Source organism: Krasilnikovia cinnamomea (genome assembly GCF_004217545.1).
Lineage (GTDB): Bacteria > Actinomycetota > Actinomycetes > Mycobacteriales > Micromonosporaceae > Actinoplanes > Actinoplanes cinnamomeus.
Genome location: NZ_SHKY01000001.1, coordinates 3,710,623 through 3,726,553 on the forward strand (window position 1 = coordinate 3,710,623; position 15,931 = coordinate 3,726,553).

13 protein-coding genes are annotated in these 15,931 nt (G+C 73.4%); 10 read left to right on the forward strand and 3 right to left on the reverse strand.

The annotated features are described in order from the left end of the window. The 9 genes from EV385_RS16765 to EV385_RS35700 all read left to right on the forward strand — a co-directional run bounded on the left by EV385_RS16765 (nucleotide 1) and on the right by EV385_RS35700 (nucleotide 10,815). Nucleotides 1–2,523: an eCIS core domain-containing protein gene (locus EV385_RS16765; RefSeq protein ID WP_130510309.1), complete on the forward strand. Its 2,523-nt coding sequence runs from the start codon at nucleotides 1–3 to the stop codon at nucleotides 2,521–2,523. 11 nt (nucleotides 2,524–2,534) lie between these two features. Continuing rightward, the gene (locus tag EV385_RS16770; protein WP_130510310.1) at nucleotides 2,535–2,987 is read left to right on the forward strand and encodes a phage tail protein; all 453 of its coding nucleotides are present in this window, start codon (nucleotides 2,535–2,537) and stop codon (nucleotides 2,985–2,987) included. Further along, nucleotides 2,987–3,472, forward strand: coding sequence for a phage tail protein (locus EV385_RS16775; protein WP_130510311.1), 486 nt, complete (start codon nucleotides 2,987–2,989; stop codon nucleotides 3,470–3,472). The genes EV385_RS16770 and EV385_RS16775 overlap by 1 nt, the downstream gene beginning before the upstream one ends. Beyond that, nucleotides 3,472–4,164, forward strand: coding sequence for a LysM peptidoglycan-binding domain-containing protein (locus tag EV385_RS16780; protein ID WP_130510312.1), 693 nt, complete (start codon nucleotides 3,472–3,474; stop codon nucleotides 4,162–4,164). The genes EV385_RS16775 and EV385_RS16780 overlap by 1 nt, the downstream gene beginning before the upstream one ends. Next, complete coding sequence (locus EV385_RS16785; protein WP_130510313.1) at nucleotides 4,161–6,059, forward strand: phage baseplate assembly protein V; 1,899 nt, start codon at nucleotides 4,161–4,163, stop codon at nucleotides 6,057–6,059. The genes EV385_RS16780 and EV385_RS16785 overlap by 4 nt, the downstream gene beginning before the upstream one ends. 64 nt (nucleotides 6,060–6,123) lie before the next feature. Beyond that, nucleotides 6,124–6,534 (forward strand): GPW/gp25 family protein, encoded by a 411-nt coding sequence (locus tag EV385_RS16790; protein ID WP_130510314.1) that lies wholly within the window; start codon nucleotides 6,124–6,126, stop codon nucleotides 6,532–6,534. Beyond that, nucleotides 6,534–8,486, forward strand: a complete 1,953-nt coding sequence (locus EV385_RS16795; protein WP_130510315.1) for a putative baseplate assembly protein — start codon at nucleotides 6,534–6,536, stop codon at nucleotides 8,484–8,486. The genes EV385_RS16790 and EV385_RS16795 overlap by 1 nt, the downstream gene beginning before the upstream one ends. Then, nucleotides 8,483–9,037 (forward strand): phage tail protein, encoded by a 555-nt coding sequence (locus EV385_RS16800; protein ID WP_130510316.1) that lies wholly within the window; start codon nucleotides 8,483–8,485, stop codon nucleotides 9,035–9,037. Before EV385_RS16795 ends, EV385_RS16800 begins: the two co-directional genes overlap by 4 nt. Continuing rightward, complete coding sequence (locus tag EV385_RS35700) at nucleotides 9,034–10,815, forward strand: zinc ribbon domain-containing protein (protein ID WP_165449515.1); 1,782 nt, start codon at nucleotides 9,034–9,036, stop codon at nucleotides 10,813–10,815. Before EV385_RS16800 ends, EV385_RS35700 begins: the two co-directional genes overlap by 4 nt. A gap of 68 nt (nucleotides 10,816–10,883) precedes the next feature. Here the strand turns inward: EV385_RS35700 and EV385_RS16815 are convergent, their stop codons facing one another. From EV385_RS16815 to EV385_RS16825, 3 genes are read right to left on the reverse strand one after another with little or no spacing between them, the layout of a single operon-like run. Beyond that, a complete protein-coding gene (locus EV385_RS16815) occupies nucleotides 10,884–11,366 on the reverse strand; it encodes a hypothetical protein (protein ID WP_130510318.1) in 483 nt (160 codons plus the stop codon). Then, nucleotides 11,363–11,575 carry a hypothetical protein gene (locus EV385_RS16820; RefSeq protein ID WP_130510319.1) on the reverse strand — a complete coding sequence of 71 codons (213 nt, stop codon included), beginning with the start codon at nucleotides 11,573–11,575 and terminating at the stop codon, nucleotides 11,363–11,365. The genes EV385_RS16815 and EV385_RS16820 overlap by 4 nt, the downstream gene beginning before the upstream one ends. Nucleotides 11,576–11,599: 24 nt before the next feature. After that, nucleotides 11,600–14,380 (reverse strand): choice-of-anchor D domain-containing protein, encoded by a 2,781-nt coding sequence (locus EV385_RS16825; protein WP_130510320.1) that lies wholly within the window; start codon nucleotides 14,378–14,380, stop codon nucleotides 11,600–11,602. Between the two features lie 176 nt (nucleotides 14,381–14,556). On the opposite strand from EV385_RS16825, the gene EV385_RS16830 reads away from it, so the two are divergent. After that, nucleotides 14,557–15,816, forward strand: coding sequence for a COG1470 family protein (locus EV385_RS16830; protein ID WP_130510321.1), 1,260 nt, complete (start codon nucleotides 14,557–14,559; stop codon nucleotides 15,814–15,816). Nucleotides 15,817–15,931 lie beyond the last annotated feature (115 nt).

Here is a 15,931-nt window from a genome sequence, read left to right on the forward strand (position 1 = left end):
ATGCGATGGCCTTTTCGCCGCCGGGCCGCCAAGTCGGCCGCCCAGCCGGACCCGGCAGCCCAGGCGAACCCGGCCGCCGAGTCCGTCCCGGCCGCCTCGCCCGTCCCGGACGCGGCGGCGTCAGCGCGGCCGGAACGCCCGCACGGCGCCGGCGCCCGGCGGCGGGCCTGGCAGACGCTCCCGCCGCTCGCACCGGTGGTGGGTGCGCCTAGCCTGACCATGGGCACCCCGCCGGTGAGCGGAACCCGGCCGATGCTGCACCGGCCACCGGCGCCACCGCCCGCCACCCGTCCCGTCGGCCGGGTCGACGGGCTGGCCGACGTCCTGCCCGCGCTGGATGTCTCCCGGCCCGAGGCGCCCGCGCCCGCGCCGCGCCCGGTGCGTGCCGTGGCCCGGCCGTCCGACCGGCCACCGCTGACGGCCGCAACCTCCACGTACGTCGGCGAGGCGCGCGAACCCGCCCAGCCCCACCGCGCGCCGGCGTGGTTGCGTGCGCTGTCGTCCGCACCGGTCATGGACCCGCTGCTCGGCGGGATCGTGCCGGCCCTCCCCGCGCCCCGGCCCGCCCCGGCACCCCGCCCCGCACCGTCGTCGCGGCCGGTCGCGGCGCCGCGTACCGGGACCGCGCCGCGGCGGCCGCTGCGCCCGCGGGGCCGGATCGGCCTGGGCGCTCCCCTGGAGGCCGACTCCGCAGACGCGGACCCCGAGCCGGCCGCGCCGCCCGCCCCCACCGGGCGGCCGGCCATCTTGCCGCGGGTCCCGGCCGGCCCCGCAGCCGTTCCCGCGGAACTGACCGGCGCACCAGTCGTGCCGGCAGAGCCGCCGGGCGCGCCGGTAGCGCCGGCCGGGATCCCGGCACTACCGGTGTCGTCCACCGGCCCGGTGACGGTCACCGGCCCGGTGCGGGATGCGGCCGTGGCCGCCGTGCCAGCCGACCTGGCCCGCGACGTGGCGGGCGTGACCGGGGTGGAGCTGGACGGCGTGCTCGTGCACCGTGGCCCCGACGTGGACCGGCGCGCCGCCGACGCTGGGGCCGCCGCGTTCGCGGTGGACGACGCCGTACACCTGCCCTCGACCGCGGGTCCCGACTCGGCTGCCGAGGCACGGGCGCTCGTCGCGCATGAGCTGGTGCACGTGGCGCAACAGCGCCGCCTCGGCTCGTCCCTGCCCGACGAGGGCAGCCCCGCCGGTGCGGAACTGGAGGCCGAGGCGGTCGCGGTCGAGGAGGCGGTCCGGGCGGGCCGGCCGCTGCCCGTCCTGCGGCACCCACGGCCAACGGTGACGGAGCCACCGCGAGCCTCGGAACCGGTACGCCCGAACGCCGTCCGGGCCGCCGGGATCGGGCCGTCCACGATGGATTCGGCGAGCCGGGTGTCTCCTGTACCGGCGCCCAACGTCGCCGGGCCGGTGCCGGGGCAGGCCGACGGCCCGTCGGGCACCGTGGGGCGGCCGATCGGCGTCCTCGGCCCGGCCGCGGGTTCCACGCCCGCCCGGGAGCGGGTCACGGGCCGCGTACAGCGCCGGCAGACGGCGCTCTCGCATGCCCGGCCCGTGGTGGCACCCAGCGCCGGGGCGGCGGTTGCCCAGCCTGCCGCGACCTCCGCGACCTCCGCGCCGGCTTCGGACGCCCCGCCCGCGACACCCCCGCCCTCGTCCTCCGGATCCGCCTCGCCGTCAGCGCCTTCCGCATCCGCGTCCAGCACGTCCTCCTCGGCGTCAGCCGGTCGCCCGTCGTGGTCGTCGTTCGGCGACGCTCTCGCCAACGACGTCGGCGACATGGTGCTGTCCTCGTGGAGCCTGGAGCGCGGCCACGAGCCCGGCCAGCGGACCGGCGGGTTCGGCGGAGGTGGGTTCGGCGCGGCCGGCATCGGTGCTACCGGCATCGGTGCGGCCGGGAGCGGCGCGGCCGGCCTGGGTGCGACCGGCCTGGGTGCGACCGGAGGTGGCGTGGCGGGCCATGGCATGGCCGGCGGCGCCAGCCGCGAGGAGCGGTTCAACCAGCTGGCCGGGTCCACCCTGGAACGGATGAACGAGCAGCGCATCGCCGCCGGTGAGAGCCCGTTGGCCACCCTGCCGCCGGACGAGGAAGCTCGCATCTGGGCCCAGGTGGACGCGGGCGGCGGTGCCGGGGGCTACGGGTACCACAGCCCACCCCCGCCGATCCGCAGCTGGGACGATTTCGGCACCGCGCTGCGCGGCGACATGGCGGACATCGTCGGCTCGACGTTCGGCATCGACGGCGCGGAGCTTATCCGCGCGGGCCAGTCGCAGGACTCGGCAGCGTCACCCGGCGGTGAGTCCGCTCCGGGTACGGCCACCGGCACCGGAACCGCGGCGGCGGGATCCACGACTGGGGCCGCCGGCCACGCGGGGGAGCAGGGCGACGACGAGGCCAGGATCGACACCGACCGCCTCGACCTCGACGAACTCTCCACCCGGCTCTACGACCGCATCCGCAGCAAGCTCCGGATGGAGTTGCTGCTCGACCGTGAGCGGGCCGGCCTGCTCAGCGACTTCCGATAAGGGGGAACGGCATGGCGCTCAGCGACACCACCATGCTCGGCATGGCCAACCGGTTCACGGTGAAGATCGACAACGGGGGGTACGACCTCGGCAGCTGGTCGCAGGTGGACGGCCTGGACGTCAAGTGGGACCTGGCCGAGTACCGGGCCGGGGACGCCGGCAACCAGCGGTGGTACTTCCCCGCCAACACGCACTACTCCGTGGTGAAGCTGACCCGGGCCGCGTCCGCGGAGAGCCAGCAGGTCCGCAACTGGCTCGACTCCACGTCGTTCACGTGGGAGCCGCAGACCGGCGTGGTCACCCTGCGCGACTCCACCGGTGCGGAGATCACGTCCTGGGACCTCAAGCACGTCATGCCGCTGCGCTGGTCCATCAGCGGCTTCGAAGCGGGCGCGAGCCGGGTGGCCACCGAGACCCTGGAGCTGCACCACATGGGCTTCCTCAAGGACGAGAAGACGTTCTGATGCAACAGCTGTCGGACAATGCCCGCCTGGGCATGTCGATGCGCTTCCGGGTCAGCGTCGACGGCATCAACCTGGGCAGCTGGGCCAGCTGCGCCGGCCTTTCCGTCGACTTCAAGAACAAGGCGGTGGCCGAGGGCGGCAACTACGAGTACAGCGTGATCCTGCCGGAGCGCGTGGAGTACCGGACGATCACGCTGCGCCGCGCCATGTCGCTGCAGGAGTCCGCGATGGTGCAGCAGTGGCTCACCGGGGTGGTGAACGGCTGGTACAACGCCGCTTCCCCGCGCGACTTCGGGCACCGTTCGGCGAAGATCGAGCTGTTCGACGCGGGTGGCCCGCCGAAGAGCGGACCCGGACCGCTCGTGGTGGCGTCGTGGACCCTGCGCAACGTGTACCCGGCCCGATGGGTGGGCCCGGACCTGGACGCCACCGGCAGCCGGGTCGCCGTCGAGACGCTTGAGCTGGTGCACGAAGGGTTCCTGTGATGGCGAAGGCGACGATCATCTGTGAGATGCCTCCGGGTTCGGTCTCGTTCGACCTCAATCCGGAGCAGATCGTCATGATCCGGCACTCGTCGATGGGGTCGTACGGCACGGGCAGTTCCAACAGCGGCACCCCGGCGGGCTCGTCTCCGAGCATTTTCAAGAAGTCCAGCCCGCCGCAGCTCGTACTCAACAAGGTGCACTTCTTCGGGCCGGACACCAAGGACCGCTGCGACCAGCTGATGAACTGGATGAGCCCGGGCGGCGGCATGCTCGGCGCCCTGGTCGGAGCGGCCCTGTCCGCCGCCACCGGCGTCAACCTGGTCACCCGGCCGCCCAAGGTGATCTTCCAGTGGGGTCCCGCGTTCCTGATCGAAGCCAACATCAGCGGAGTCACCGCCCGGTACACCCGGTTCGGGCCGGACGGCACGCCCGTGCGCGCCGAGGTGGACATCCGCCTGCAGCAGCAGCCCAGCCTGCTCAGCCTGCTCGCGACGAACCCCACCTCGGCCGGTCTGCCGGGCCGCAAGGCGCACACCGTCACCGCCGGGGACTCCCTGGCCCGCATCGCCACGGACCAGTACGGCAGCCCCGGCCGCTGGCGGCAGCTCGCCGAGGCGAACGGCATCGACGACCCGCTGCGGGTCCGGCCCGGTGACCGCGTGTACCTGCCCAACCCGCAGGAGCTGACGTGAACCCGCTCGCCGACGGCGCGGCGGTGGTCCGGGCCGGCGTGAAGGTGGGCACGCTCGGGATGCCGTTGTCCCCGGCCGCGGAGCGTCAGCTGCTCCGCGTCGTGGTGGACACCCACCTGCACCTGCCGGACATGTTCGAGCTGACCTTCCTCGACGAGGCCGGTGACCTGCTGGAGCTGGCCGGACTCGCGATCGGCACCAAGGTCGAGGTGTCCGGCGGCGCGGCCACCAGCACGTCCACCACCAAGCTCATCGCGGGCGAGGTCACCGCGATCGAGGCGGTGTGCGCCGACATGCACATCCACACCGTGGTGCGCGGATACGAGCAGGCGCACCGGCTGCAGCGCGCGCGGCGTACCCGGACGTTCTTGAACTCGACCGACTCCGAGGCGGTGCGCCGGGTCGTCCAGGACGCGCGCGTCTCGATCGGCACGATCGACTCCACCGCCACCACCCACACCCACCTCGCCCAGGTGGCGCAGACCGACTGGGACTTCATCAAGCAGCGGGCCCGCGAGGTCGGCTTCGAGACCGGGGTGGTGGACGGGAAGTTCTTCTTCCGCCGTCCCCCCGGCATGCCGTCGGCCGGTTCCCTGCTCGACGCGGCCGCCAGCATGGTCGGGCTGGGCGGGCCACGGCTCGCCTTCAAGACCGACCTGCTGACCTTCCTGCCCCGGGTCACCGCGGCCAACCTGACCACCGACGTCGAGGTGCGCTTCTGGGACCCGGACCAGGCCGAGGCAGTGTCCAAGACCACGCAGGTCCGCTCCAGTACGGCGAGTCTGTCCCAGTCCCCGGACCAGCTCGCCGGATCGTTCGGCCTGGCCAATCCGCTGGGCGTGCCGATTCCCGCGATTCCCGGCCTGCCGAGCCTCGGGGTGGCACCCAGCGCGTCCGCGTTCGCGGTGGTCGACCGTCCCGTGGCGACCGGCTCGAACGTGGACCGGGCCGCCGAGGAACTCGCCAACGGCCTGGCCGAGCACGTGGGCAGCTCGTTCGCCGAGGCCGAGGGGTACGCGGTCGGCAATCCCGAGCTGCAGGCGGGCGCGCGGGTGGAGATCGAGGGGGTGCCGGAGGCGTTCGCGGGCACCTGGACGATCACCAACGCCCGGCACGTGTTCGACGAGTCCGAGGGCGGTTACCGTACCCGGTTCTTCGTCAGCGGCCGTCACGAGCGTTCCCTGCTGGGGCTCGCCTCGCTGGGCGCCACGCAGGGGGAGACCACCCGCATCCCGGGACTGGTGTGCGGGATCGTCACGAACAACAACGACCCGGATACCCGCGGCCGGGTCAAGGTGGCGTTGCCGTGGCTGTCCCCCTCGTACGAGTCGGACTGGGCTCGGGTGGCGCAGTTCGGGGCGGGCAAGAAGACCGGGGCGCTGTTCCCCCCGGAGGTGGGCGACGAGGTCCTGATCGGCTTCGAGTTCGGCGACCCGCGCCGCCCGTACGTCCTGGGTGGACTGCGCAACGCGAACACGGAGTACGACCTCGGCGGCGACGCGGTGAAGGTCAGTGGGATGGCCGGGCAGGTGGTCCGCCGGGGCTTCGTCAGCGGTGCGGGCAACCGGCTCGTCTTCCACGACGAACTGCCCCCGCCGCCCGCGGCCGGGCCGGCGATCGCGTCCGAGTTCGCGCTGGAGACCGGGGACCGCAAGATGGGCATCGCGGTCGACCAGAAGGCCGGCACCCTGAAGATCACGTGCGAGCCGACCTCGCCCACCGGCGCCATGGAGATCACCTGCGGCCCGCAGGGGACCATCTCGATCAAGGCCGGTGCGGGCGGGTCGATCACCATCGACGGCGGCAACGCGCTGGAACTCAAGGCGCAGCAGTCGGTCAAGATCTCGGGCGCCCAGGTCGAGGTCAGTGCCCAGCAGATCAAGTTGGGCGGGTGACCGGCATGACCGACTGCACCGAGCGCGGCGAGGGCCGGGAGGGCATGCCAAAGGAGGGCGCAGCATGAACACGGACTTCATCGGGACCGGGTGGGCGTTCCCCACCGGGGTCGCGGCGACCGGCGGGATCGCGCTGGTACGCGGCGACACCGAGCTGGTGCAGGCGATGCGGCTCATCCTGTCCACGTACCCGGGGGAGCGGCCGATGCGGCCCGACTTCGGCTGCCGCCTGCGCGACTTCGTGTTCCGCGCCGGCACCCTCGACACCGTCGCGGAGCTGACCGCCGAGGTGCGCCGGGCGCTGCTGCGCTGGGAGCCGCGGGTCGACGTGGTGAACGTGGAGGTCAAGCCCTCCGAGGACGACCCGTCCGTGCTGTACATCGAGATCACGTACCGACCGAAGGACACCAACGACCACCGGAACCTGGTCTTCCCGTTCTACACGATCCCCGACGACCCCGAGAGCGACTACTGATGGCGCTGCCCACCCCAGACCTCGACGACCGCCGGTTCCAGGACCTGGTCAACGACGCCAAACGCATGGTGATGCAGCGCTGTCCGGAGTGGACGGACCACAACGTCTCCGACCCGGGCGTCACGCTGATCGAGACGTTCGCGTTCATGACCGATCAGCTGCTGTTCCGGCTCAACCGGGTGCCCGACCGGCTGTACCTGAAGTTCCTCGACCTCATCGGGCTGCAACTCGTGCCGCCCGTGCCCGCCGAGGCGCCGGTGACGTTCTGGCTGTCCGCCCCGGCCACCGCCCCGCTGACCATCGCCGCGGGCACCCAGGCGGGCACGCCGCGCACCGAGACCAGCGAGTCCATCACCTTCGCGACGGTCGAGGACCTGCCCATCGTCCCGGTCGCGCTGACTCACGTGCTGACCCTCGGGGCGGGCGCGGAGGCGTTCATCGACTGCACCGAGGCGCTGACCCAGAGCCAGCCGTTCGGCGTCTTCGGCGAGCGCCCGGCGCCCGGCGACGCCGTGTACCTCGGGCTGTCCGACGCGGCGCCGCGCTGCGCGATCCGCCTCGACTTCCGCGGCCACCTCGACGGCGTGGGCGTCGACCCGCTGCAACCGCCGCTGGCCTGGGAGGCGTACGACGGGCGGGAATGGGTGCCGTGCCAGGTCGGCGACGACGCGACCGGCGGGCTCAACCGCTCCGGCGCGATCACCCTGCACCTGCCCGTCGACCACCAGCCGACCGTCGTGGGCGGTCTGCGCGGCGGCTGGCTGCGGGCCCGCGTCACCGAGTGCGAGGCCGACCAGCCCGCGTACACGATGACCCCGGTCGTGGACGGCCTCACCGCCGCCACCATCGGCGGCACCATGACCGCCCTGCACGCCGACCTTATCCAGCACGAGAGTCTGGGTACGGCCGAAGGCGTGGCCGGGCAGCGCTTCACGGTGTCCCGTACCCCGGTGTTGCGGGCCGGGGTGGACGCGGAGCTGGAGGTCAGCTCGGACGACGGCTGGCAGGCCTGGACCCGGGTGGACACCTTCGCCGACAGCGGCCCGGACGACCGGCACTTCCTGCTCGACGGCGCGACCGGCACGGTCGCGTTCGGGCCGGCGCTGCGCACCGAGGACGGAGGCATCCGCCAGTACGGCGCGATCCCGGAGGCCGGGGCGGCGATCCGGATGCGCCGGTACTGCGTCGGCGGCGGCGCCCGCGGCAACGTCGGCCCCGGCGCCATCCGCACCCTCAAGTCGTCCATCCCGTTCGTCGCCGGGGTGGAGAACCTGCGCCGCGCTCAGCACGGCGCCGACGGGGAGAGCATCGAGCAGGCCAAGGCGCGCGGGCCCATTCTGCTGCGCTCACGCAGCCGGGCCGTGACCGTGGAGGACTTCGAGACCATCAGCTGCGAGGCCGCGCCCGAGGTGGCGCGGGTACGCTGCCTGGCCGCGGGCGCCGACGGCGTGGAGCCGGGCTCGGTGAAGGTGCTGGTCGTGCCGACCGTCGCCGACGACAACGGCCGCCTGCGCCTCGGCGACCTGGTGCCCTCCGACGACACGCTGCGCCGGGTCGCCGAGCGCCTCGACGCGGTACGCCTCATCGGCACCCGCGTCGTCGTGGAACCCCCGATGTACCGGGGCATCACGGTCGTGGCGCAGCTGGTCTCGAAACCCCGCGCCCGGGCGGAGAAGGTGCAGGCCGCGGCCGCCGAGGCGCTGTACCGGTTCCTCAACCCGCTGACCGGCGGACCGGACGGCACCGGATGGCCGTTCGGCCGGGCCGTCCACGCGGGCGAGGTGTTCGGGGTGCTGCAACGCGTCGACGGGGTCGAACTGGTCGACGACGTGCGGCTGTTCAGCGCCAACCCGGTCACCGGGGAGCGCGGCCAGCCCGCGGGCAAGGTCGAGCTGCCCGCCAACAGCCTGGTCTTCTCGTACGAGCACCAGGTCCGGGTGACGGCGCGGTGAGGGGGACCGTGCCGGGGCTGGGCACCCCGTACCCGCTGCACACCCTGCTGCCGGCGGTCTACCAGGAGGAGGACCCGTTCGTCGTCCGGTTCACCGGCGGGCTCGACGACGTGCTCGCGCCGGTGATCTCCACGCTCGACAACCTCGACGCCTACGTCGATCCGCTGCTGGCCCCGGAGGACTTCCTCGCCTGGCTGGCCGGCTGGGTCGGGGTGACGGTCAACGACAACGCGCCGCTGCCCCTGCACCGGGCCACGGTCGCGCGGGCCGCCGAACTGCACCGGCTGCGCGGCACGGTCGCCGGGCTGCGCGCCGCCCTGGAACTGCTGACCGGCGGGGACGTCGAGATCACCGACAGCGGCGGCGTCACCTGGTCGGACACCCCCGGCACGGCCGCACCCGGCGACCCACACCCATGGGTACGGGTCCACGTCCGCGTCCCGGCCGAGCTGGGCTGGTCGCCGGACGCCCTGCACGCGGCCGTCGAGGCGGCCGTCGTGGCCGCCAAGCCCGCACACGTTCAGCACGTCGTGGAGGTGACCATCCGATGATCGTCTGCAAGAACTGCGGGTACCGCAACGCCGGGTCCGACTCGTTCTGCGGCTCCTGCGGCGCGTTCCTGGAGTGGACCGGGGAGCGGGTCGAGCCGCCGAAGCCCGCACCCAGACCCGAGCCCGAGGCCGAGCCGGAGCCCGCCAAGCGGGGCCTGCTGTCCCGGGTGCAGTCCATGCTGTACGCCGACGTCGGGAACCGCGACCCGATCGCCCGACCCACCCGGCCCGGAATGCCGGGTGCGGCCGGGGGACCCGGTGGTTCGCTGGGCGGCGGGCCGGGGCTGAAGCCGCCGGGCAGCGGGCCGGGGCTGAAGCCGCCGGGCGCCAAGCCGGCCGTACCGCCCCCGCCGGGCGGCCGGCCGGTGCCGCCCCCGCCGCCACCCGGTGGGAAGCCCGCGGTGCCGCCACCGCCCCCGCCGGGCGGGAAGCCCGGTCTGCCGCCTCCGCCGGGTGGCCGGCCGGTGCCGCCTCCACCGCCACCGGGCGGGCGGCCCACGCCTCCGCCGCCGCCGGGCGGGCGGCCCACGCCTCCGCCGCCGCCGGGCGCGGCGACGCCGGGCCTCCCGCCGCCGCCCGGCGCGGGAAAGCCCGGCCTCCCGCCGCCACCCGGCGGCGCGCCGAAGCCGACTTTGCCGCCTCCGCCCGGTGGAGCCGCCGTGCCCCCGCCGCCTGGTGGGGCCGGTGCTCCGCCTCCACCCGGTGGGGCCGGTGCGCCACCGCCGCGCGGTGGGGCCACGCTGCCACCTCCGCCCGGTGGGCGCGCCGTGCCGCCCCCGCCGCCCCCCGGCGGGAGGCCCACGCTGCCGCCTCCGCCCGGCGCGGGTGCCCTCGTCGCACCCCTGCCCAGCGGTGGCGACGTGCCGGCCAGCACGCCGGACCCGCTGCCCGGCCCCGGCGTCAGCACGATGCCGGTCCGTACCCATGGGACCGATCCGGATGTGGTGGCGCCCCAGGAACGCGGCCGCGCCCGCCGGTCCGTGCCGCGCAGCGCACCGAGCCGCCAACTGCAGCCGGGCGACCTGGTGTGCGGCGAGTGCGGCGAGGCCAACCTCCCGACCCGCCGGTTCTGCAGCCGGTGCGGCAACGACCTGAACGACGCCGAGGTCGTCCGCGCCCCGTGGTGGAAGCGCATCCTGCCGAAGCGCAAGCCGCGCGAGGCCCGCACCGTCGAGCCGGAGACCGGAGTCGCCCAGACCGGCGAACGCCGCCAGCACAAGAGGTCCGTCTTCCCGGCGATCCGCCAGACCATCGCGGTTGTGTTGCTGCTGTTCGGCATCGCGTACGCTTTCGTGCCCGCCCTGCGGGAGCGCACCAACGCCGAGGTGCTGGCGCTGCGCCAGCGGGCCGAGAAGCTCATCCTCGGCGCGCCCGTGCCCGTGCGGGCGGTGAAGGCCACGTCGACGCCGGTGAACAAGAAGCATCCGGCGGACGCCGCGGTCGACGGACACTGGAACACGTACTGGTCCACGCCGGTCTCCGGGGCCCGGCGGCTGACCCTGACCTTCCAGCAGCCGGTGGAACTGCACAAGGCACTGATCCGGGGCGGCATCGTCGGGGACATCCGGGCCAGCCAGCGGCCCCGGACCCTGCACCTGGTGTATCCCAGCGGGAAGGGCCAGGACCTGAAGATGGTCGACCACACCGACCCGCAGGAGTTCGAGCTGGACAGCCACGGCAAGGTGAGCTCGGTGGAGATCTACGTGCAGGACACGTACACGAACGCCGAGAGCAAGCAGGTCACCATCAGCGAGGTGGAGCTGTTCACCGAGGAGTGAGCGCCCCGCCGGACACGACTCGGCCCCCGCCCTGCAAAGGACGGGGGCCGAGTCGTTGGGTCCGTGGCTCAGCTGGTGTGATAGTTGCCGTCACCGAAGAGCTGGAAGTCCCACTGGAGGCTGTGCGAGTTGACGAGGCTGCTCACCGAGCCGCTGACGGTCAGCGGCAGCCGGGCGATGGGTGCCGTCTCGGTGCCCGCGTTGCTGGGGTTGTGCACGTGGATCTGGACGTCGACGTCGAAGCCCCACAGCACGCTGCAGCGCGGCACGTACAGATAGCAGTTCGGGATGAAGGCGCCGCCGCCGTGGTGGCGGGCGCCGTACTCCCAGCGCAGATCGAACGCGATGTCGACGACCTCGACCCCGAACGCGTTCTCCATCTGCAGGCGCCAGGTGAGCCGGTTCGGCCCCTGGGCGCCGGTGAGCGAGCTGATCGGGTCGGCGACCCCGGCCGGCACCGCGTTGCAGGTGTTGCTGGCCAGGCTCGCCGATGGCTTGCCGGACTCGATGACGTGCCAGGCGGCGCTGGCTACGTTGGCCACGTCGGTCATGCGTATGCGCTCCCGTCGGAGTTGCCGTCCATCTCGGGTACGTCGACCATCGCGACCTGCTCCTCCTCGATGCCGGTCTGCGGCTCCGCGGTGAAGTAGTAGGTTTCGAGGTATTCGCGTTCCTCCGGCGTCCACTGGCTGGGGTCGCTGGGGAACGGTGTGCCGTCACCTCGCAGCGGCACCCCGTCTTCGCTGATGTGCTGCGTCATTGCCGTCCTCTCCGTCGTGTCCTTTCATCTCCGGATGTCGAAGTCCGGGGGTAGGGGGCTGCCGGGCACGATGACGAACTCGAGCGTTGCCTTCAGCGGGGCAGTGAGCCCCGGCGCGGAGGCCGGGAGCACATCGGCGGTCAGCGGGTGCTTGCCGGTCCAGGTGTTCGGGAACACGACGAACGGCACGGAGAACGTTCCGTCACCGCGTGCCTTGGCGGTCGTGCTGCCGGGCATGCCGGTGAGGTGGAGCTTCGAGACGCTGTTGGGCGGGAAGCCGGTGCCGCGGACCTGGATGACCCGGCCCGCCGGGGTGACCGTCGGGCTGGACGTCAGCGTGGGCGCCAGGCCCGCGCCGGTCAGGCTGACCGGGAAGGTGAGGGTGGTGCCGGTGGCTCCCTCGTAGGCGATCGTCAGCACGGCGGGGCGAGACCCGACCGCGGTGGGCCGGTGCGTCACGTCCACCCGGCAGCTGCCGGCGGCCGGGATGCTGCGGTTCGCGCAGGTGTCCGCGGTGACGCGGTAGTCGACCCCGTGCAGCGAGGCGCTCAGCCCCACCGCGCCCAGCCGCAGCGGGCCCGCGCCGGTGTTGCGTACGGTCACCGACTTGGCCGGGCTGGTGCGCAGCACCGGGCGGTCCCCGAAGTCCAGGCGGTCCGGTGCCGCCGCGAACACACCGGGTTCCGGTTCCGGTTCCGGTTCCGGGTCCGGGTCCGGGTCCGGCGGCGTGGACGGCGCCAGCCCGGCGCCGGTCAGCGACACGGTCAGCGGGGTGTCGCTGCCGTCGAAACCGACCCGCAGCACCGCGCTGCGCGGCCCGGCCGCACCGGGCCGGAACCGGATCGACACGACACATTTCTCGGACGCGTGCAGCACCTGCGCAGTGCAGGTCTCGCCCGGGAAGACGTCGAAGTCGGCGCCGTCCACGGCGACCTCACGCACCCGCAGCGGGCCAGCGCCCACGTGGGTCAGCGGGACGTCGCGCAGCACCTGCGAGCCGAGCGGCACCTGCCCGAAGTCCTGCGGGTCGGCGGCCAGCGCGGGCGCGAACCGGCGGCGGAACACGTCGAGGTGCTTGTTCTTGTCGTCGCCGACCAGGTCGGCGGCCTCCGAACCGTACGCCACCACGGAGCCGTCGGCGTTGAGCACGGGCGAGCCGTCCTCGCCGAACAGGGCCACCCACTCCTCACCGTCGAGCCGCTGCGACCCGTCGCCCGTGGGGGTCAGCAGGCCGCTGTCGCCCGTACCCTCGCAGGGTTGGGGTTTGGTGGCGCAGCCGGTCGACGGTGAGGCGAGCTCGGCGGGCAGCCGGGGCTCGCCGGCCTTCGCGCGGGCCGCGTCGAGGACCAGGTCGCGGACCACGATGTCGCAGAACGACAGGTTCACGCCGCTGCCGAGGCAGGCGCCGTCGCGGCCCCCGGCGTCCGTGCCGTTGTGCATGCCCGGCGTCGGGGTGGTGAAGGCCAGGTAGCGACCGTCCGCCGAGAACGCCGGCTGCGTGCCCTCAGCCTCGCTGCCGTCCGCTTTCCGGGAGGCGATCTCCACCGACGGCGGGCCGAACGTGCCGTCGCCGTCCGGGTCCCGGTCATACAGCCGCACAGTGGTGGGTCCGAGGTCCTGCCGGTCGGTGAACGCGTAGCGGCGTCCGTCGCCGGACAGTGCGGGCGAGCGGAACCGGCGCCCGCCCTTGGCGATCGGCTTGCCGTCGGCGTCCAGGTCGAGGCGGGTCAGCTTCATGGTGTTGACGTCGTAGTTCTGCACGACGTACACGGAGGGCGACTCGAAGTCCGAGTACCTGGCAACGAACGCGACGTGCGTACCGAGGGCGCTCATCGTGGACTCGCCCTGCCACCGCAGCCGCCGCCACGAGTCGTCGCCGTCCAGACGGTCCGGGGACGTGACGTACGCGCGGTCGTCGTCCTGCGGGGTGAGCAGCCGGCCGTCGTCACCGCGGCGCAGCTCCACCACCTCGACCCAGCCGCTCCGCGGGTCCGGTGTTTCGGGGGCCGGTGCCTTCCGGGCCTTTCTGGCCGCTGCTTTGGCCTTCTTGGCCGCTGCTTTCGCGGCGGGCGCCTTGGCGGCCGTGAGCGGCGTCGAGTGGGCCTTCAGGAGCAGGACCGGGGTGTCCGGCACGGGCGGCGAATGCGGCGGCACATCGTACGAGATCCGCCGGCCGTCGCCGGACAGGTGCGGGTTGCTCGGATCGAAGTCGTCGCCGCTGACCACGGTGAACCGGCAGGCCGAGCTGAACTTGCCGTCGCCGTCCGGGTCACGGTCGCACACGACGATCGCGTGCGTCCGCCCGGCGTCGGGAGCGATGTTCCGCGCGTTCGTGCGGAACGCCACGAAGCGGCCGTCGTCCGAGATGGACGGCTGGTAGCTGTTCCCGTCGGCGGGCACGACGCTGTCGCCGAGCTCGTCGTCGCTGTCGTGCCGCAGGCCGTGGGAGATCAGCGTGGTCGTGCCGACCTGGGAGTCGCGGACGTACACGTCGGCGTCCGGGCCCGGCTCCGGGACGGTGCCCGAGCTGTTCTGCGAGGTGCTGAGCTTGTCCACCGGGTCGAACGGCTCGTCGGTCGTGAACGCCACGTACCGGCCGTCCGCCGAGATCGCGGGCTCGCTGCTGTCGAATGCGGCCTGCACGCCCGATGTGCCCACCGAGACGCGCTGCGTACCCGAACCGGTCTCGGCCGCGGCCGAGTCGTTCGCGAACGTCAGGCCCACCACCACCGCTGTCGTGCCGAGGGCGGCCGCCAGCCCGCCGGCCAGCATCATCCGGTGAACCTGAGTGCGCTGCCTGGGCACGGCGTCTCCTCGCAGTCTGGGTGACTCGACGCTACGGAGATCCGATGTGGGCACCGCAGTGCTGCGGGGCGTCCAGCGGGGCAGCGCGGGCTGCCCTTTGGGGCCGCCCGGTGCGCCCGGCCGGGTACCCCCGCGAGCGTCCCGTGGACTCCGCGGCCGCCGCACACTTCAGCGCCATGGGAGTGTCAGTGTCATTGAGCGCCGAGTCGCTCGAGGTGGTTCCGGGCGAGGAAGCGGTGTGCGCGGTGACCGTGCGCAACACCGGCACCGTCATCGACCAGGTCACCGTGGACGTGGTGGGACCGGCGGCGGCGTGGTCGGTGGTCGAGCCGCCCACGGTCAACCTCTACCCCGGTGACGTCGGTGAGGTGCGGGTGTATCTGCGTCCGCCACGCGCCTCCCAACCCGGCGCGGGCCCGGTGCGCTACGGCGTACGGGCCACGTCGCTGGAGGACCCGCGAGGGTCGGCGACCGCCGAGGGGGTCGTCGAGATCGCGCCGTTCACGGAGCTGCGGGTCCGGCTCGTACCGCAGATCTCCCGGGGCAGCCGCAAGGGCAAGCACAAGGTCGACGTGTCGAACCTGGGCAACGTCGCGGTCGGTACCCAGATCGGCGCCGTGGACCCGGACGACGCCCTGACGTTCGACGTGCCCCGCCCGGCCGTGGTGGCCTCGCCCGGGGTGGTGACCCAGGCCAAGCTCACCGCCGTGCCGCGCAGCAAGTTCTGGACCGGCCAGCAGCAGGTCAAGCCGTTCCAGGTGGTGGTGCAGCCCGAGCGGGGACCGGCCAGCACCGTCGAGGGCACGTTCGAGCAGGACCCCATCGTGCCGCGCTGGGCGGCGGCGACCGCGATCGCCGCGCTGGCGCTGGCCGTGGTGCTGGCCGGGCTGTGGTTCGTCCTGGTCAAGCCAGCGGTGAAGTCGGCGGCCACCGAGGCTGCGGCCACCGAGGCGTCGAAGGCCGCCGCTGTCTCGGCCTCGGACACCGGCAACGGTTCCTCGTCCGGGACGGCCTCGGACGTGACGCCGTCGCCGTCGGCCTCGACCCTGGCCAAGCCGCCGAAGAAGGCGGAGCCGGGGTCACCCGGCAACCCGCTGCTGGCACCCATCTCGTTCCGGATTCAGACCAACGCGAAGCCGAGCAACAAGTTCTCGCCGTTCGTCTCCCCGGACCAGCCGAAGAACAAGCCGCTGGACGTTACGGACCTGCAGCTGCAGAACCCGGCCTCGGACAGTGGGTTCCTGGAGATCCGGCGGGGCGACGACATCATCTACGCCTCCGGCCTGGACAACTTCCGTGACCTACCGCAGGCGTACGTGACGCCGGTGCGGTATGCCAAGGGGCAGCAGGTCACCGTGGCGATCAAGTGCTCCAACCCGGCACCCGAGAAGCGGCCCTGCACGGCCGCGGTGACCGTGGTCGGCAGGACGGCCTGAGTGACGCGTCGCCCGGGGGTGCCGGACACCCCCGGGCGACGCGTTGTTGTTGTAGATCCGGCAGACCGGGCCCCTGCGACGTCGCTTCAGACCGGGCCCTGCGAGGTTGCTTCAG